Annotated in this window: 12 protein-coding genes; 8 read left to right on the top strand and 4 right to left on the bottom strand. The window is 40.0% G+C overall.

Annotated elements, in window-relative coordinates; all coding sequences use genetic code 11:
- The first annotated feature begins 146 nt into the window (after window positions 1–146).
- The 4 genes from N482_RS10460 (at window position 147) to N482_RS10445 (ending at window position 5,240) form a co-directional block, all read left to right on the top strand.
- Complete coding sequence (locus N482_RS10460) at window positions 147–2,069, top strand: ATP-dependent DNA helicase (protein WP_063377006.1); 1,923 nt, start codon at window positions 147–149, stop codon at window positions 2,067–2,069.
- Window positions 2,059–2,745 (top strand): tRNA (adenosine(37)-N6)-threonylcarbamoyltransferase complex dimerization subunit type 1 TsaB, encoded by a 687-nt coding sequence (gene tsaB / locus N482_RS10455; protein ID WP_063376983.1) that lies wholly within the window; start codon window positions 2,059–2,061, stop codon window positions 2,743–2,745. The genes N482_RS10460 and tsaB overlap by 11 nt, the downstream gene beginning before the upstream one ends.
- 36 nt (window positions 2,746–2,781) lie before the next feature.
- Window positions 2,782–3,072, top strand: a complete 291-nt coding sequence (locus tag N482_RS10450; protein WP_063376982.1) for a hypothetical protein — start codon at window positions 2,782–2,784, stop codon at window positions 3,070–3,072.
- 86 nt (window positions 3,073–3,158) lie between these two features.
- Window positions 3,159–5,240, top strand: a complete 2,082-nt coding sequence (locus N482_RS10445) for an EAL domain-containing protein (RefSeq protein ID WP_155730561.1) — start codon at window positions 3,159–3,161, stop codon at window positions 5,238–5,240.
- 307 nt (window positions 5,241–5,547) lie between these two features.
- On the opposite strand, the gene N482_RS10440 is transcribed toward N482_RS10445, so the two are convergent.
- Window positions 5,548–6,840 carry an alkaline phosphatase gene (locus tag N482_RS10440; protein ID WP_063376980.1) on the bottom strand — a complete coding sequence of 431 codons (1,293 nt, stop codon included), beginning with the start codon at window positions 6,838–6,840 and terminating at the stop codon, window positions 5,548–5,550.
- A gap of 187 nt (window positions 6,841–7,027) precedes the next feature.
- Between N482_RS10440 and N482_RS10435 the strand changes: the two genes are divergently transcribed.
- The 3 genes from N482_RS10435 to rnd all read left to right on the top strand — a co-directional run bounded on the left by N482_RS10435 (window position 7,028) and on the right by rnd (window position 10,854).
- Window positions 7,028–7,903 (top strand): alpha/beta fold hydrolase, encoded by an 876-nt coding sequence (locus N482_RS10435; RefSeq protein WP_081227879.1) that lies wholly within the window; start codon window positions 7,028–7,030, stop codon window positions 7,901–7,903.
- 118 nt (window positions 7,904–8,021) lie between these two features.
- Window positions 8,022–9,671 (top strand): long-chain-fatty-acid--CoA ligase FadD, encoded by a 1,650-nt coding sequence (gene fadD, locus N482_RS10430; RefSeq protein WP_063376979.1) that lies wholly within the window; start codon window positions 8,022–8,024, stop codon window positions 9,669–9,671.
- Between the two features lie 49 nt (window positions 9,672–9,720).
- The gene (gene rnd, locus N482_RS10425) at window positions 9,721–10,854 is read left to right on the top strand and encodes a ribonuclease D (protein ID WP_063376978.1); all 1,134 of its coding nucleotides are present in this window, start codon (window positions 9,721–9,723) and stop codon (window positions 10,852–10,854) included.
- Between the two features lie 56 nt (window positions 10,855–10,910).
- Here rnd and N482_RS10420 read toward each other — a convergent pair whose 3' ends face one another.
- From N482_RS10420 to N482_RS10405, 3 genes are all read right to left on the bottom strand, one after another.
- Window positions 10,911–12,002 (bottom strand): MBL fold metallo-hydrolase, encoded by a 1,092-nt coding sequence (locus N482_RS10420; protein ID WP_063377004.1) that lies wholly within the window; start codon window positions 12,000–12,002, stop codon window positions 10,911–10,913.
- Window positions 12,003–12,396: 394 nt separating this feature from the next.
- Entirely contained in the window at window positions 12,397–13,347 is a 951-nt protein-coding gene (locus N482_RS10410; protein ID WP_063376976.1) for a carbohydrate kinase family protein, read from the bottom strand.
- The gene (locus N482_RS10405) at window positions 13,347–14,537 is read right to left on the bottom strand and encodes an AGE family epimerase/isomerase (RefSeq protein ID WP_063376975.1); all 1,191 of its coding nucleotides are present in this window, start codon (window positions 14,535–14,537) and stop codon (window positions 13,347–13,349) included. The genes N482_RS10410 and N482_RS10405 overlap by 1 nt, the downstream gene beginning before the upstream one ends.
- A 227-nt stretch (window positions 14,538–14,764) precedes the next feature.
- On the opposite strand from N482_RS10405, the gene N482_RS10400 reads away from it, so the two are divergent.
- A complete protein-coding gene (locus N482_RS10400; protein WP_063376974.1) occupies window positions 14,765–16,036 on the top strand; it encodes a sugar MFS transporter in 1,272 nt (423 codons plus the stop codon).
- Window positions 16,037–16,187 lie beyond the last annotated feature (151 nt).

The following is a 16,187-nucleotide window of genomic DNA, read 5'->3' as shown; positions in this document are numbered from 1 at the left end:
TACATACAAGAGGTAGTAAGGGGTTGCGTATTCCTAAAAATATTGCAGTTAAGGTTGATAATATAAGTTGTTTACTCGTGTGGCTTGCTCATTGGCGGTTTTAAAATTAAAATTGCGCAACTTATCAAGCAGCGCTAGTGTTTTCTTTGTCCATAGAACAGTACTTTTCATCCACAGGTCCCCTTGCTCAACACTTTAAGGGGTATCAGCCAAGATTACCGCAAATTGAAATGGCCGTGGCAATCGATAATATCGTAAAGAATGGCGGTCAGTGTGTTGTAGAAGCTGGAACCGGCACAGGTAAAACATTTGCCTACTTGGTGCCTGCATTGGTGAATAACAACAAAGTGGTTATATCAACTGGTTCGAAAGCGCTTCAAGAGCAGTTATTTCATCGTGATTTACCGAGCCTTTTAAAAGCTTTGAAAAAAGGACGCAAGACCGCTTTGCTCAAAGGGCGTGCTAACTATTTATGTACGTATAGACTCAATCAACATGTTGCTCACGTGCCTACAGATGACTCGGATGTTATGCATCAGTTAGCTATGGTTGCTAAATTTGCGACAGAGACGCAAAGTGGTGATCTTGCTGATTGTGTAGGCATAGAAGAAGATGCCAAGGTATTACCATATGTAAGCTCAACGGCTGATAACTGTTTAGGAAAAGAATGCCCAGATTTTGCTGAGTGTTATGTGAGAAAAGCACGCTTAAGAGCTATGGAAGCTGATTTGGTTGTGATTAATCATCACTTATTTTTTGCCGATATGGCAGTAAAAGATTCTGGTTTCGCCGAGCTTATGCCAACAGCAGACACATATGTTTTTGACGAAGCTCACCAAGTAAATGAAATTGCAAGTGATTATTTTGGTGAAACAATTAGCACCAAACAGTTACAAGATTTGGTAAATGATATCCGCGTGATTTACCTTAGTGATATTCCGGATATGTTACAACTGGGTAAAACACTGAACAAGCTTACAACGAGTATTGCAGATCTGAGATTGGTGTTCGGTGGAGATGGTGCGAGGGGAGATTGGCGAGAAGCTTTACAAGATAAAGTCATTTGTGAGGCGCTTCATCGTGTTATCAGCAATTTGGACTTTTTGTATAAAGTTCTTAAATTGTGTTTAGATAGAACCGAGAAGATAGAGCACCCGTTTGAGCGTGTTATTGCATTTAAAGGACAATTAGAAAGAGCCTTTGATGTTACGCAAACTGGCTATAGTTATTGGTTCGAAACAACGAGAAGGTTTGTGACGATCCACATTACGCCACTTGACGTGTCAAGGCGTTTTCAAGAGTTGGTTACCAAGACAGAGGCCGGATTTGTATTCACTTCAGCTACGTTGTCTGTGGACAATAGTTTAACGCATTTTAATTTGAGTTTAGGACTAAAACCCGATTTTCATAAAATTGTCGATAGTCCATTTGATTATAAAAAGCAGGCATTGTTGTGCTTGCCCAGATACCTACCAGAAACCAAAGACGAATTGATGCCACATTCTTTGGTAAAAATAGCTAAATCAGTCATTAATGCAGCTAAAGGCAGGACTTTTTTGCTTTTTACCAGCTATCGAGTAATGCATTTGGTATACGAGGGGATCAGTACTGCAACAGAATACCCTGTATTTATGCAAGGACAATCTTCAAAGCGTATTATTCTAGAGCAGTTTGTACGACACGGTAATGCAGTTCTATTGGGTACGGCGTCATTTTGGGAAGGGGTCGATGTTAGAGGTGATGCGTTAAGCTGTGTTGTTATCGATAAACTTCCGTTTACATCCCCTGATGATCCGCTGCTGCAAGCAAAAATGAAAGATGCAGAGATAAGTGGCAAAGAACCCTTTGAAGACATTCAGTTACCTCAAGCTGTCATTGCGCTAAAACAAGGCGTGGGGCGTTTGATCCGCGACAGGAGTGATAAAGGCGTACTGATTATTTGCGATAATCGTTTAGTTACGAGAAAATACGGTGAAACGTTTATTAAGAGCCTGCCTGATATGACTCGCACTAGAGACTTAGATAAGGCTTTAAACTTTTTAGAGAATATAGATACACATGAAACATAACTTGCTAGCCCTAGATGCTTCAACAGAAGCTTTAAGCCTCGCGCTTCATTTTAATGGGGAAACTCATACTCATTTTGAAGTCTGTCCTCAACAACATAGTCAAAAAATTTTACCGTTGGTGGAGTCTTTACTCGCTAAGGCGAATTGCACTTTAAAAGATCTAGATGGTATTGTATACGGTCGCGGTCCAGGTAGTTTTACTGGTGTAAGAATAGGGGTTTCAGTAGCTCAAGGCTTAGCATACTCTGCTAATCTTAAACTCTGTGGCGTGTCCACTTTGCAGGCTATGGCGCAGCAAGCAATGGGTTCAGATGGATGCAATGAAGTGATCAGTGCGATAGATGCTCGAATGGGTGAAGTGTACCTGGGTCACTTTGAAAAAAGTACAAACGGTCTTGCTACTGCCAAAAGAGAAGAAATTGTAGTAAAGCCTGAATCAATTGAAGCCAATTTCAATAATGTAGCAGCGGTTGGGACGGGATGGAAAAGCTACCCAGATACCGCGACCAATATCGGGGTGAATGTATTAGAAAACATTACATTACCGAGCTCTGAGTATATGTTGGTATTAGGTGATGCAGCCTTTAAAAATGGCGATACAGTAGAGCCACAAGATGCACAGCCACATTACGTAAGAGACACAGTAACGTGGAAAAAATTGCCAGGTAGAGAATAAACCTCTATCCTTAAATTAGGCACAAAGTGGGCGTGAATGATGAGAATTAATCAAGTAGTTCAAAATCAACATACATATCAGCTGGATTCAAGAGCGTTGAAGAATCCTACCGAATCACGCCCATCTACTTCTAACCCTGCTAGTGAGATTAAGTTTAGCCAAGAAGGGGTTAAATTAGCAGAGCAGTTTCAACAAAACAGGCGAGACGTTATATACGACCAACCTGATTTTAATTCACGCAAAGCACTTCAAGCATATTCATCAGTTCAAAATCAGCTTAGACGCTCTGAAGTTCAGTCACTCCTCGGTGTTGACGTATACGCTTGAGCAGCGTGAATAATTTTCAGTAAAAAATTACAAGTAGCGATTGTATTCTAAATTTATTTGGGTAATGTAAAAAGAAAAACCTAGATGTGACAAAAGCGTTGCTGAGTAAATTTAATCAATATGCCTTCAAAATATCATCTAACACCGTAATTCTTTCTCTGCGGGAAGGGTATATTGCATTAATTCCTTTTTTCATTGTTGCCTCGCTTATCTCCCTTATAAATCAATGGCTAAATATATCGATGAAGGGGGTTGAGCACCAATTTCTAGAAGATTTTAATACTCTAGTATGGGGGATTTTCCCAGTATTAACCTTAATGTCTTTCAGTTACTACCTTTCTAAAAACTTGAAAGTTCATACAATTGCAAGCCCAATTTTGGTCTTCACCTGTTTTACTGCGACAACAGGTTATATTACTATTTCAGGTAATGAACTCGCCATAAATCACCGAATGGGAGCGCTGTATTCATTACTGATGCCGGTCGTGTGTTGTTACTTTCTCTCCTACTTAGAAAGATTAAAGATTTTCCGTTTGGTTGGAGTTAGCTCAATTAGCTTGTTTTTGAGAAAGCATTTGAACCTCATCTTGCCATACCTTATTGTAACCATTGTAGTTTTACTTTTATTTCCATACATTGACCTTGCCGCCGAGGCATCTGTGGAAACACTGCGTTCATTAAACCCTCATTGGAATGTGTTTGAGAAGTTGTCAATGCAGCTTCTAATAGCTCATTTACTTTGGTTTATGGGGGTGCATGGAGATAATACATACCATATATTGGTATCTAGCGAATTGACTAGCTATTATGTACTTCCAGATTTAATCAGTTATAACTTTTTCACCGGCTTTGTGATTTTAGGCGGCACTGGCTGTATATGGGGATTGATAGTCGCTGCAGTTTTTCTTAAAAAAGGTCAACACGAAAAAAGAATCGCGGCTATTTCATCTCCTTTAGCGGTGTTTAATATAAGTGAGGTAATGATTTATGCGTTACCTATTGTCTTTAACCCATACATATTATTACCATTTTTACTTTGTCCTTTAATAAATGCGAGCATTGCATATTTTGCGTTTTACTCTGGTTTTGTATCTATCCAATATGTACACGAAATACCTTGGTTTACGCCTATATTTATTAATGCTTGGTTATTAACCGAAAGCTTTAGGGGAATACTACTACAGCTATTTTTAGTGCTATTAAATGCTTTAATTTACTTTCCATTTCTTAAAGCTAACCGTGATAACAATTTGTCTGGTAAGGCGTTAGATGTGCTGATGAAACGCTACACTGCGGGCAGGCTAATTGAAGAGGGTGCAGAGGGCTCATACAGTGCTACTCAGCGAAAAGAACAGATTAATGCTCACAGTCTGAAAGAGGTTACAGAAGCGTTAAATCAAGGTGCATTGACCTTGTTTTATCAGCCTAAAATCAACCCCTATAATAAGCAAGTTGTAGGGTTTGAAGCTTTGCTTCGGCTCACCAACAAAGACGGCACGATATCTGGACCATGGTTTTTAGAAACGCTTGAGCAGCACAATTTACTACATATTATCGATAACTATGTCATCGACCAGCTTGAGATAGATTTGGAACAATTTTCAAAACTTCAGCTGCATCCTAAAATCAGTTTTAATATATCACCCAAAAACCTTCTGACAGGTGGCTATCGCCGTATTATCAAGGCATTTTCGAAGTTCCCTGAGCAGGTTGAAGTCGAGTTGCTAGAGTCTAGTTACATAGAGGACTTTAATAAGACTGTATCGGTAGTAGATTCCTTAAAGAAAAATAAGATTGATTGCGCAATGGATGATTTTGGAACTGGTTACTCATGTCTGTCGGTTTTATCTAAGTTGAATATCTCGACTATTAAACTTGATAGGAGCTTGTTACCTGAGCAGCTTAATAGTAAGTCTATTTCTTTATATACAAACCTCTCCGAAATGATCTCAAAGCTAGGTTTTAAACTCGTAGCTGAGGGGGTAGAAACAACGGATGAAGAGCAAGTGGTGAAGCAATCCCACATAGACTGTGTGCAAGGTTTTCTATACTTTAAAGCGATGCCGGTTGAAGAAGCTATATATCTGTATATGACTAAAGGTTTAGGCGAAAATTCTCCCGTTGCTCAAAAAACAGATGCAGATAATGATCATGCGACGAGCACGTAAGGCTTAATTCAGATTGATCATTTTTAGTTGAAGAGAATCTAAACCTAAATGGATTTAAACTTTGGCAGTCAAAGCAGAAGTCATACTGTAGAGTGTGAAAATATAATAAAGCGTCAAAATTTCAAATGCTTAGTTATTGACCTAATAAGGTGTCAATAAATTATTTTTTTTGGCTCAATTTGTAACCTAATTTTTGGGGGTGAGATTTTGTGGGGCTGAATGATTACCCTGCACTGGTGGTTGGAGGTACTTTTAGAGTGGTAGATAAAGTAAGAAGGGCCAATTTTCGTGGCCCTTACTAGATGCATTATTTTATAAATGAAATCAGTTTTTCAGCAATTTGCGTATTATTTTGTGAGCCAATGAAATGTTCGCGGCCATTTCCGTGCGCAAATACTTGAACGTCAATAGCAGTGTGTCCGCCTGTAGTCCAGCCTGTAAAACTCGCGTCATTGATAATTTTATTGATAGATGTGTACAACGCCTGTTCACCACCTGCTTTTGCTTCTTTAAGCGCTTTTTCAATTTCAGGGGTAAAGTCTATGTTAGTTAAAGCCTTCCAATCTTCTTTTATGCTTTTGCTGTCCTTAATCGTCTTCGCAATTTTTTTCACTGATGCCTTTATATTTGCAACAACATCTCTTTCCCAGCGATAGTCGCCGTCAGCGCCTAGAGTTAAGCCACCGGTTGAATGATCAGCAGTAATGATCAGGAGCGTATCCGGGTTTTTATCAACATAGGCCTTAGCAATAGAAATAGATTTTGCAAAATCATCCATTTCATTCATTGCACATGCAATGTCATTAGCGTGACCACACCAGTCAATTTGGCTTCCTTCGATCATAATAAAAAAACCTTGTTTGTTCTTATCATTATCAAGCAACGACAGGGCTTTTTCGGTCATTTTCTCTAGCCTTTTCGGATGCTTATCGATGGCATAAGGCATACCTTGTTCGGCAAACAACCCAATGGCCGGTATTGCATTAATCGTATTGAGCGCGTCTAGGTCATCTAAATATTGATACCCTGATTGCTGAAACTCAGAAATTAGGTTTCTATCTTCACGAATAAAGTACTTGGTTCCGCCCCCAAGCATTAAGTCAACAGGTAGTTTTCCGGCCACTTTTACATCAATGTAGTCATCAGCGATTTCATTATAATTTCTGCGTGACTCGTTGTGAGCTGCAAAGCTTGCAGGCGTTGCATGATTGATTTGTGAAGTTGCAACTAGCGCCGTTGTTTTCCCTCGCTCTTTTGCCATTTGTAGCATGGTTTTCAATGGTTTCTTTTCAGTGTCTACTGCAATGGCACCATTATAGCTTTTAGTTGCGGTACTCAGAGCCGTAGCGCCTGCGGCACTATCCGTTACCACTGTATTGTCATCAGGATAGGTATGAGCCATACCGACCAAAATTGAATCGAAAACCGTTGGTTCTACAGTCTTAGTTTGTTTGTCGTCTTTGTAATATCTATACGCAGTTGTATAAGCTGGGCCCATTCCATCTCCAATCATATAGATGATGTTTTTTGGTGCCGCGATTAGTTGGCTACTGCTTAGTAAGGAGACTGCCGCTGCAACAGCCGATAATTTGCGTGACATAGTTTTTCCTTCGATTTCCCGTGTTTGATTGTAAGCGTTTTTTATACACATGTGTGTAACAAGCATGTAAGCACACACGTCAGATGAGAACATTGAAGTGTGATAACAAATTTTAATTATTAGCTTAAACGCTCAGATTATATCGCGTATGATCATATCGAAATGTGGTTATGATGAATATCTTTAAATGTTGATTAATAAAAAAAACAAGATGAAAGACTATTTAGAAGGTGGCTTCGCTTGGCAACAGCTAGGCAGTGGTAGTGAAGCCGTAATATGTCTTCACGGATGGTTAGACAATGGTAATAGTTATAAACCGCTTGCAGATGAGCTTACGCAAAAAGAGACAGACAAATTTACATGGTATTTGTTAGATTTTCCGGGCCACGGTAAGTCAGCTTGGAAGTCTCCTGACGCTTCATATTATTTTGTTGAATATGTTTATGATGTTATTTGTTTTATGAAAGCGGCTAACATAGACAAAGCGCATTTTGTTGGCCACTCAATGGGGGCGTTAATCGCAAATTTGTTAACAAGCTTATACCCTGATAAGGTACGCACTTTGAGTTTGATCGATGGTATTGGCCTGATATACCAAAGCTCACAAAGTGCAAAGCAAAACCTGCTTAAAGCATTTAATGAACGAGAAAGGTTGTCTGAGCAAAATACTAGGTGGTTTTCAGACAGACAAAGTATTATTAAAGCACGTGCGAGTGTATCTGACTTCTCTGAGGAGCTTGCGGAAACTTTGATGTCACGCAGTATAAAAAGTAATGGTAAAGAGTATGCCTTAACTTCAGATCCTAGGCTAAAATTGACATCAACTATGCGCTTTAATCAGGAACAGGCGCAGAGTTTATTAGATAAAATTTCAGTAGACACTATGCTTATCTTACCTAAACATGGATATGCACAGATGCGTGACAACATGAAAAAATTTCTTTCGTGTTTTGATAGGGTTAAAGTAACCAATGTTGCTGGTGGACATCATTGCCACATGGAAAACCCCAAACAAATAGTACTTGAGATCGTCTCCCACATTGAAAAGGCGCGTGGTTGTTGATTGTAACTTTGCGAGAAATATGGGAACATCCAAGGTTTAGAGTATTTACTCAATTGTTTAAGAGCCTTATTTGCTTTAAGGTAAATATAAAAAAAGAACGAGAATACAGGAGCTAAGAGTGGAAAAAATCTGGCTAAAGCGCTATCCAGAAGGTATGCCGGCAACGATTGACCCAGAACACTACAACTCGCTGCTAGAATTAATAGACGAATGTTTCACCAATTATGCCCAATTACCAGCTTATTCAAATATGGGCAAAACGCTTACTTATCAAGAGATTGATAATGCAACTAAAGCTGTAGCAAGTTATATACAGAATACACTCAAATTAGGCAAAGGCGACAAAATCGCTGTTATGATGCCAAATTTATTGCAAACACCTATCACTATATTGGGTGTATTACGCGCAGGTTGTACGGTGGTTAACGTAAACCCACTGTACACAGTACGAGAGTTAGAACATCAGCTTAATGACTCAGAAGCAAAGGCCATATTTATATTGGCAAACTTTGCCAGCACATTAGAAAAAGCGTTACCCGCAACCGACGTAAAACACATTGTGTTGACGCAAATCGGTGATTTACTCGGGGGTGTGAAAAAGCACCTAGTCAATTTTGTTGTTAAGAAAATAAAGAAAATGGTACCAGCGTATACATTACCTAACGCAATCCCATTTTCACAAGTCGTCGCGGCAGACTTGAGTGGCTATAAAAAGCCTCAAGTAACGCAAGACGACCTTGCATTTTTGCAATACACAGGTGGTACGACTGGTGTTTCTAAAGGCGCAATGCTTACACATGGCAACATGGTTGCAAACTTGGAGCAGGTGTCGGGTTGCTTGGATAAAGTGTTAGATAAGGGCAAAGAAGTCGTTATTACTGCTTTACCGCTTTACCATATTTTTGCATTGACCGCTAACTGCTTAACTTTTATGAAGTATGGTGGTCACAATATCCTGATTACTAACCCGAGAGACATGGTGGGCTTTGTTAAGGACTTGGCTAAGTACCCGTTTACCGTAATCACGGGTGTTAACACGCTATTTAACGGTTTACTTAACACTGACGGTTTTGCGGATTTAGATTTTTCAAACCTAAAAGTATCACTAGGCGGAGGCATGGCCGTTCAACGGCCAGTTGCCGAGCGTTGGCAGGCTGTGACAAAGTCACGTTTGTTAGAAGGCTACGGATTAACCGAATGTGCGCCGTTGGTGACAATTAGCCCTCTTGATTTAGAAGGCTACAATGGGTCAATTGGTTTGCCTGCACCAAGCACAGATCTTAAAGTGGTTTTGGAAAATGGTGACGAAGCGCCAAAAGGTGAACCTGGTGAATTGTTGGTAAAAGGTCCTCAGGTTATGGCGGGTTATTATAATCGACCTGACGCGACTGTTGAGTGTTTACAAGACGGCTGGTTTGCGACTGGCGATATCGCAACATATGATGATGAAGGCTTCTTTTATATCGTTGATCGTAAGAAAGATATGATCTTAGTCTCTGGCTTCAATGTCTTCCCGAATGAGATAGAAGAAGTTGTCGCAAGTCACGATGGCGTACTGGAAGTTGCGGCGATAGGTGTACCTCATGAAGTAAGTGGCGAACAAGTAAAAGTTTTTGTTGTCAGAAAAGATCAATCTTTGTCAGAAAAAGATATAATAGCGCATTGTCGTGAAAACCTAACAAACTACAAAGTTCCGAAAATGGTTGAGTTTAGAGATGAACTGCCAAAGACGAACGTAGGAAAAATTCTACGTAGGGCGTTAAAATAAAAAAAACCGGCGAAAGCCGGTTTTTTTTCGCTATAGCGAAGGAGTAAAAGTGCAGTATCGGTTTATTCAGAATCAAGTTGAATTAAATGAGTTTATCAATCTAATATCGGGTAGTAAGGTGTTGGCCATTGATACCGAGTTTATGCGTCGAAGAACACTGTACCCTGAAAGCGCTCTTTTTCAGGTCTATGACGGTGAGCATTTAGCGTTGATAGATCCTTTAATTGAACTTGATTTTTCAGCACTTTGGGCTTTATTTACTGCACCTGACATCATGAAAGTTATCCATTCTCCATCAGAAGATATTGAAGTCTTTCAAAACTTTGCAGGTATATGTCCATCACCGCTTTTTGATACACAGTTTGCGTTGCAGTTATTAGGTGAAGGTAACTGCGTTGGATTTGCCAATATGGTGAAAAACTTATTGGGTATCGAGATTGACAAAAGTATGTCTCGTACCGACTGGCTGAAAAGGCCTCTGTCTAGTAAACAGCTGGAATACGCCGCTGCGGATGTATACTATTTGCTTCCATGCTACGAACGCATTGTGGAAAAAATTCAGCAAAATGGCTTTAACGATATCGTTATATCAGAGAGTAAACTGATATCTGAAAAGCGCGCGTTCCGTACACCTGATGAATATGTCTATTTAAATATCAAAAATGTATGGCAACTGCGGGGCAGGGATTTGGCGGTTCTTAGAGAGCTTGCAGCTTGGCGTTTGAATAAAGCTGAAACGAAAAATATATCGGTAAACTTTATATTAAAAGAGCTCAATATGGTTGAGATCGCCAAGCGACGTCCTTCATCTCTTGCGAGTATGCGCAATATCCCAGAAGTTGAAGCGATGGAAGTGAATCGTTCTGGTAAAGAAATTCTTGCGTGCATAGATGCAGGAAAGTCAGTGTCTGACGATGTTCTGCCCAAAAAAGTTAAGCGCTTAATTGACTTTGCTGGGTATAAAAAAGCTGCCAAAGATATTAAAGGACTCATTTCTATCGAGGCTCAAAAGCAGGGCATCCCGATTGACGTGCTGGCGTCGAAAAAACAGATCAACCAAGTTATCAGTTGGAACTGGAAGCTGTCTAAAGAGCAGCGTAAAAAAATGATTAAACCAGATTTGTTTCAAGGTTGGCGCAAACAATTGCTTGGTGATGCTTTACACGAGTGGGAAGTGGAGTAATAAGATGTACACTGTGCTAGCGAGGTAAAAAATACTTCGCTAGCTTGGGGGGCGTTTTAAAACTTTGCTCCCTCGCCTTCGTTAAGTATGTACAAAGGTATCTTACTATCTAGTCGTTCTCTCATATGGAGTAATCTAAATAATGCTGAGTGAGAGGTGTGGTCGCCCATCTTCCAGCTTGAATTTCCATAGCCCCAAGGGATCATAACACCACAATTCAAATCTTCAGCAGCAACAAGCGCATCTTCTGGTGTTAGGTGGACATTGCGGTACCACTTCCCATGTTCTTCGTGATGATAAGATGCAATTGGAATTAAGCAAACGTCGATGTCTCCATACGCTTTATGAATGTCTTTAAAGTGGCTAGAATAGCCTGTGTCTCCAGCAAAAAATACTTTTTTGCCATTATTCTCTAGTAGCCAACCGCCCCACAGAGTCTCGTCATCATCGTTTGTAATAAAAGGAATGACGATTCGATTACTGAAGTGATGTGCGGGCACAAAATGTAATGTGGTTTCACCAACGTTGTAACTTGAATACCAGGGCATCTCGACTATATCGTAGCCTCCGGTTGGAAAATAGTCAGCAAAGTTAAGTGGAGTAAGGTATTTTGTGTTATTACCAATTTCTTCGATATCAGATTTGTTGAAATGGTCGTAGTGAATATGTGAATAAATAACAGCCTGCACTGAAGCCAGCTTTTCATTAGTGACACGGGGAGGGGGGGTTCGGTAAAAACCTCCGGCAAGATTTGTAAAAGCCCAATCTATAGGCCAGTCAAATTGCCTTGTAACAGGGTCAACTAGAATTGTTTCATTGGTTTGAGTAGTGATAACAAAACTTGCGTGCCCAAGCCACCTTATACTGTAGATAGCAGTCTCTTCTATTTTTGAAGCCGGGTTGCTACCAATGTATTTGCACTGTTCCATATGACTTTCACATTGAATGTCTTTACTATCTGGATAGCAGTCTTGCTCGCAGGTTTGTGGGTAGCGCTCTGGCCTTTTATAGGTGTTAGCAAATTGATGTGTATATTCTTCTGTTTGTTTGTATTTGACATCTTTTATAGGTGACAACCTTTCTATTTTGTTTGGGGTTGCGCAGCTTACCAAAAGAGGAACTAAGAAAAAAGGGAGGTAATTCTTCATAAATGAAACTTCATTGTTCTTGTTGTAATTCATGCAACCAAATTCTATTCTGAGCCATTAAAAAGCAACAGCGAGTGATTATGGATCGTGTTTCTGACGAGACTTGGTATGCAGTGTTATTATTTTTTGCGCTTATCATTGTACCGTTTATAGTTGGGTTGACAATATTTAAAGTGTATCGAAAAGTTTTCCCTTTAAAGTCTGCTTATAACATGTCTGTTGTTGAGGAGCTCGATGTACAAAGGCTAGGGTTTTTTAGGCCTTTTATGATTGGATGGTGTGTTTGTGGGCCTATCGTTTACTGGTTTTACGATAAATTTTTGTCGTATTTATAAACTAGGTTAAATAAAAAGGCTCATCCCTGAGCCTGTCTCACGCATAGTCAGAGTAACGGTTAATCAATGTCATGCCTGGTTGGCAGTGATGAAAAGGCACCGAAACGCGTTACCGCGTAGGCACCACATTTTGCCGAAAAGTTGATGATATCGATAATCTCTTTTTCGCTTTTGTATAGTTCTACAAAAGTACTTTTCGATAGTTTACGTGAAAGCTCCGCTAACAAACCACCTACAAATGCATCTCCACCAGCTGTGGTATCTACTGCTTGTACTTTTGGAGGTGAAATGTACCCAGAAAAAGATTCCGTGAAATACCTAATATCATTGGGTCCATCAGTAATTAATAAAAGCCGTACATTGGTCTTCAATACTGCTTCTATGGTTTTTTGCTGATCTTGCTCAGGGTGGGCGTGCTCATTTAAAAATGCTAGCTCTTCCGACGACAGCTTTACCACGTCAGACTGAGATAAAACATGCCAAATACGTTCCAAACAATGGGTCATAGATGGCCAAAGGTTTTCTCGCAAATTCATATCAAAGCTTTTTAACAGCCCATTGTTTTTCGCTTGTTGCATTGCCGTAACAGTAGTGAGATAAATATTTCTCTCGGTCAAGCTATTAGAGCACACATGTAGTATTTTTTTTGATGTAAACATATCGGGCTCGAAATGCTCAGCTCTAAATAGCAAATCGGCAGCTGGAGGGCGATAAAAGCTGAAACTACGCTCGCCATCATTATCTAAAGATACAAAAGCAAGTGCTGTTTGTGCTTCTTTTGTGAACCTCACATATTGTGTGTCCACTTTGTGGTTCTGCAATTCCTCATTAATGAAGTGGCCAAACATATCATCACCAAGCATGCCGCAAAAGGCACTTTTTTCGCCTTGCTTTGCCACAGCGACTGATACATTAGCTGGTGCCCCCCCTGCGTATTTTGTAAACGCTTCGGGTTCTTTTCCATTAGACAGAAAGTCGATTAAGGCTTCGCCGAAACAGATAACACTCATTATTTACTCTCTTGTAATTGATAGGCTCTGAGGACTTCGTAACAAGCGCCCATAGTATGGTAATCTGTCTTTCCTGCCGGACTTTTTTCGTCACTGTAAGAGCGATTGTCTTGGGTAAGAATACGATACCAAGCACCATATTGGTGGTCGATCATATGTTCCCAACTGTAATGCCAGATTTTGTCATACCATTGCCAATATTTTTCTTCATTTGTAGCTAATGCCAATAGTGCAGCTGCTGCAAAACTTTCCGCCTGCACCCAAAAGTATTTATCGCCGTCACAAATGGATTTATCTGGCGCAAATCCGTAACAGATCCCGCCATGTTGTTCATCCCAGGCGGATTTTAACGCTTCGTCGAATAGAAACTTTGCTTTCTCAACCATCCAAGTTTCTGGCTTATGTCTGTTTAATATAAGCAACAACTTAGTCCATTCAGTTTGATGGCCCGGCTGGAATCCCCAAGGTCTAAATAGGTGCTTGGGATTTTCTTTATTGTAGTCCCAGTCGATTTGCCAGTTGCTATCGTAATGTTCCCAAACGAGGCCTTGAGCTAAGTCAGCTTGCTTTACGGTCATTGTATGAGCAAGGGTGTAAGCCCTGTCTAAAAACTTATTATCTTTTGTTGCTTCAAAGCACATTAACAGCGCTTCACACATATGCATATTTGCATTTTGACCACGGTATTTATCCGCATTTTCGAGCTTTGCATCATATTCGTCTAAATAAAGCGAATATTCAGCTTGATAGTACTTTTGTTCCAAAAGTTGCCAAACATGTTCTATGGTGGTAAGTGTTGATTTTACGCCCGATTTATGAGCCATAGCATTAGCTAGCAGTACAAAAGCCAGACCATAACAATGGTTCGTCAAATCACTTGGCTCACCATTTTCAATTAACCAAGCATAACCACCATTTGGTTGTTTATGAACTCGTTCTAAGTAATCAATCCCATGATTAACAAGCTCTAAGTATTCCTGTTTAGATGTATTGAGGTAAGCCATAGCGTAGTTAAAAACAAAACGTGTACTTGAAACTAGATGGCGGGTAGAGTTGTCGTAGACTTCGCCGTTATCCTTAAAAAATTGATAAAAACCGCCTGTGCTATCGACGCATCTCGGGTGATAAAATGCCATTGTCTTATCAATATGCTGCTGCAAAAATTCTTTGTTTCTGAAATCAAGCGACATTAATCAAGCTCCACTTTCTAATCGCAAAACGGTTTTTGACTTTCCAAAAAGCACTGTCATGGCGGTTGCCATGTTGGTATTTCAAAAAGTTTACTAACCTGTATTTTCTCATTTATCTAGTTACTCTAGCATCTTAAAAAAAATAATGGAACGATCCAATAAAACATTTGTGATTTTCTTGTAACAATGTGTAGAATCATTACATCCCTTAACATGGAGTAACCTGAGTGAGTGAAATCAACACGAATCAAACTTTTGTTGCAGGCGCGCAGAACAACGAAAAAAACTACTTTTTCCCGCTAGCAGCAATGACAACCCTGTTTTTTTTATGGGGCTTTATTACTGTTTTTAATGACGTTTTAATTCCAAGGTTAAAAAGCGTCTTTGACCTAAACTACACTGAGGCGATGTTAATTCAGTTTTGTTTTTTCATTGCATACTTTGTAGTTTCACTGCCAGCAGGTAACCTCGTAAAACGATTTGGATACCAAAAAGGTATCATTGTTGGATTACTTGTAGCCGCGTTTGGCTGCTTATTGTTTTATCCTGCGGTAATTGTCCATCAGTATTGGATTTTTTTGACGGCGCTTTTTGTCATGGCGTCAGGGATTGTAATTTTACAAGTATCTGCAAACCCTTATGTTGCAGCACTTGGCACGCCTAAAACAGCTTCAAGCCGTCTAAACCTCGCTCAAGCACTTAATTCTTTAGGGACGACTTTGGGGCCAATTGCCGGCGGTATGTTACTGTTTGGTGCTGGTGGCGCAATGGCGGTTGAAGCGGCTAGTGCCGATTCTGTTAAAGTGCCGTATTTGGTTATTGCAGCAGTGCTAGTGGCAATTGCGGTCGTATTCGCATTTTTAAAGCTTCCGACGATTGCGGAGCATACAGAAGAACAAGACTGTAAAGCTAAAGGCCACAACCTAAAAGAGGCGCCCCATCTAATGATGGGAGTTGTGGCTATTTTCTGCTATGTAGGTGCAGAAGTATCCATTGGTAGCTTTATTGTAAATTATTTTGCTGAAGAACACATTGGTGGTATCGATGCCCCAACAGCTGCTAAATTGCTTGGTTACTATTGGGGTGGAGCAATGGTTGGCCGCTTTATTGGTTCGCAGGCATTGAAAGTGATTGCACCTTCTAAAGCCTTGGTATTTAACGCTATTAGCGTAATGCTGTTACTGGTTCTGACGATGTCTACAGACGGCAATATTGCGATGATCTCTGTATTAGCCATTGGTTTGTTTAACTCAATCATGTTTCCAACTATTTTTACAATTGCAATCGAAGGTTTAGGCTCTTTAACAAGTAAAGGCTCTGGCTGGTTGTGTTTGGCAATTGTCGGTGGCGCGATTATTCCTTTGCTCCAGGGGGTTATAGCTGACAGAATGAATATTCAAATCAGCTTCGTGGTGCCTTTGGTATGTTATGTGTTCATAGCATGGTATGGTGTTAATGTAATGAAGCTATCAAAGCAGTGGCAAGATAAAGTCGCCTAAATCAACCCCACACTGAATATAAGGCAAGCGTTCGCTTGCCTTTTTTGTCTTAAATTTATAAATTTCTATCTCAATACTATTGAATACGTATTCATAGACGTTGTATATTAAAACCGCTTGGAACGATCCAAACATAATTTACAATAAAGGA

The sequence above is a fragment of the Pseudoalteromonas luteoviolacea NCIMB 1942 genome, assembly GCF_001625595.1.
Classification (GTDB): Bacteria; Pseudomonadota; Gammaproteobacteria; order Enterobacterales; family Alteromonadaceae; genus Pseudoalteromonas; species Pseudoalteromonas luteoviolacea_A.
The sequence above is the reverse complement of the archived record's forward strand: the minus strand, read 5'-3'. Positions and strand labels throughout refer to the sequence as shown.

What these genes read in the sequence shown, in the direction of transcription:
- tsaB (WP_063376983.1), top strand. Translation starts at nt 2,059, where the DNA reads ATGAAACATAACTTGCTAGCCCTAGATGCTTCAACAGAAGCTTTAAGC.
- N482_RS10450 (WP_063376982.1), top strand. Translation starts at nt 2,782, where the DNA reads ATGATGAGAATTAATCAAGTAGTTCAAAATCAACATACATATCAGCTG.
- N482_RS10440 (WP_063376980.1), bottom strand. Translation starts at nt 6,840, where the DNA reads ATGTCACGCAAATTATCGGCTGTTGCAGCGGCAGTCTCCTTACTAAGC.
- N482_RS10435 (WP_081227879.1), top strand. Translation starts at nt 7,028, where the DNA reads ATGTTGATTAATAAAAAAAACAAGATGAAAGACTATTTAGAAGGTGGC.
- N482_RS10420 (WP_063377004.1), bottom strand. Translation starts at nt 12,002, where the DNA reads ATGAAGAATTACCTCCCTTTTTTCTTAGTTCCTCTTTTGGTAAGCTGC.
- N482_RS10410 (WP_063376976.1), bottom strand. Translation starts at nt 13,347, where the DNA reads ATGAGTGTTATCTGTTTCGGCGAAGCCTTAATCGACTTTCTGTCTAAT.
- N482_RS10405 (WP_063376975.1), bottom strand. Translation starts at nt 14,537, where the DNA reads ATGTCGCTTGATTTCAGAAACAAAGAATTTTTGCAGCAGCATATTGAT.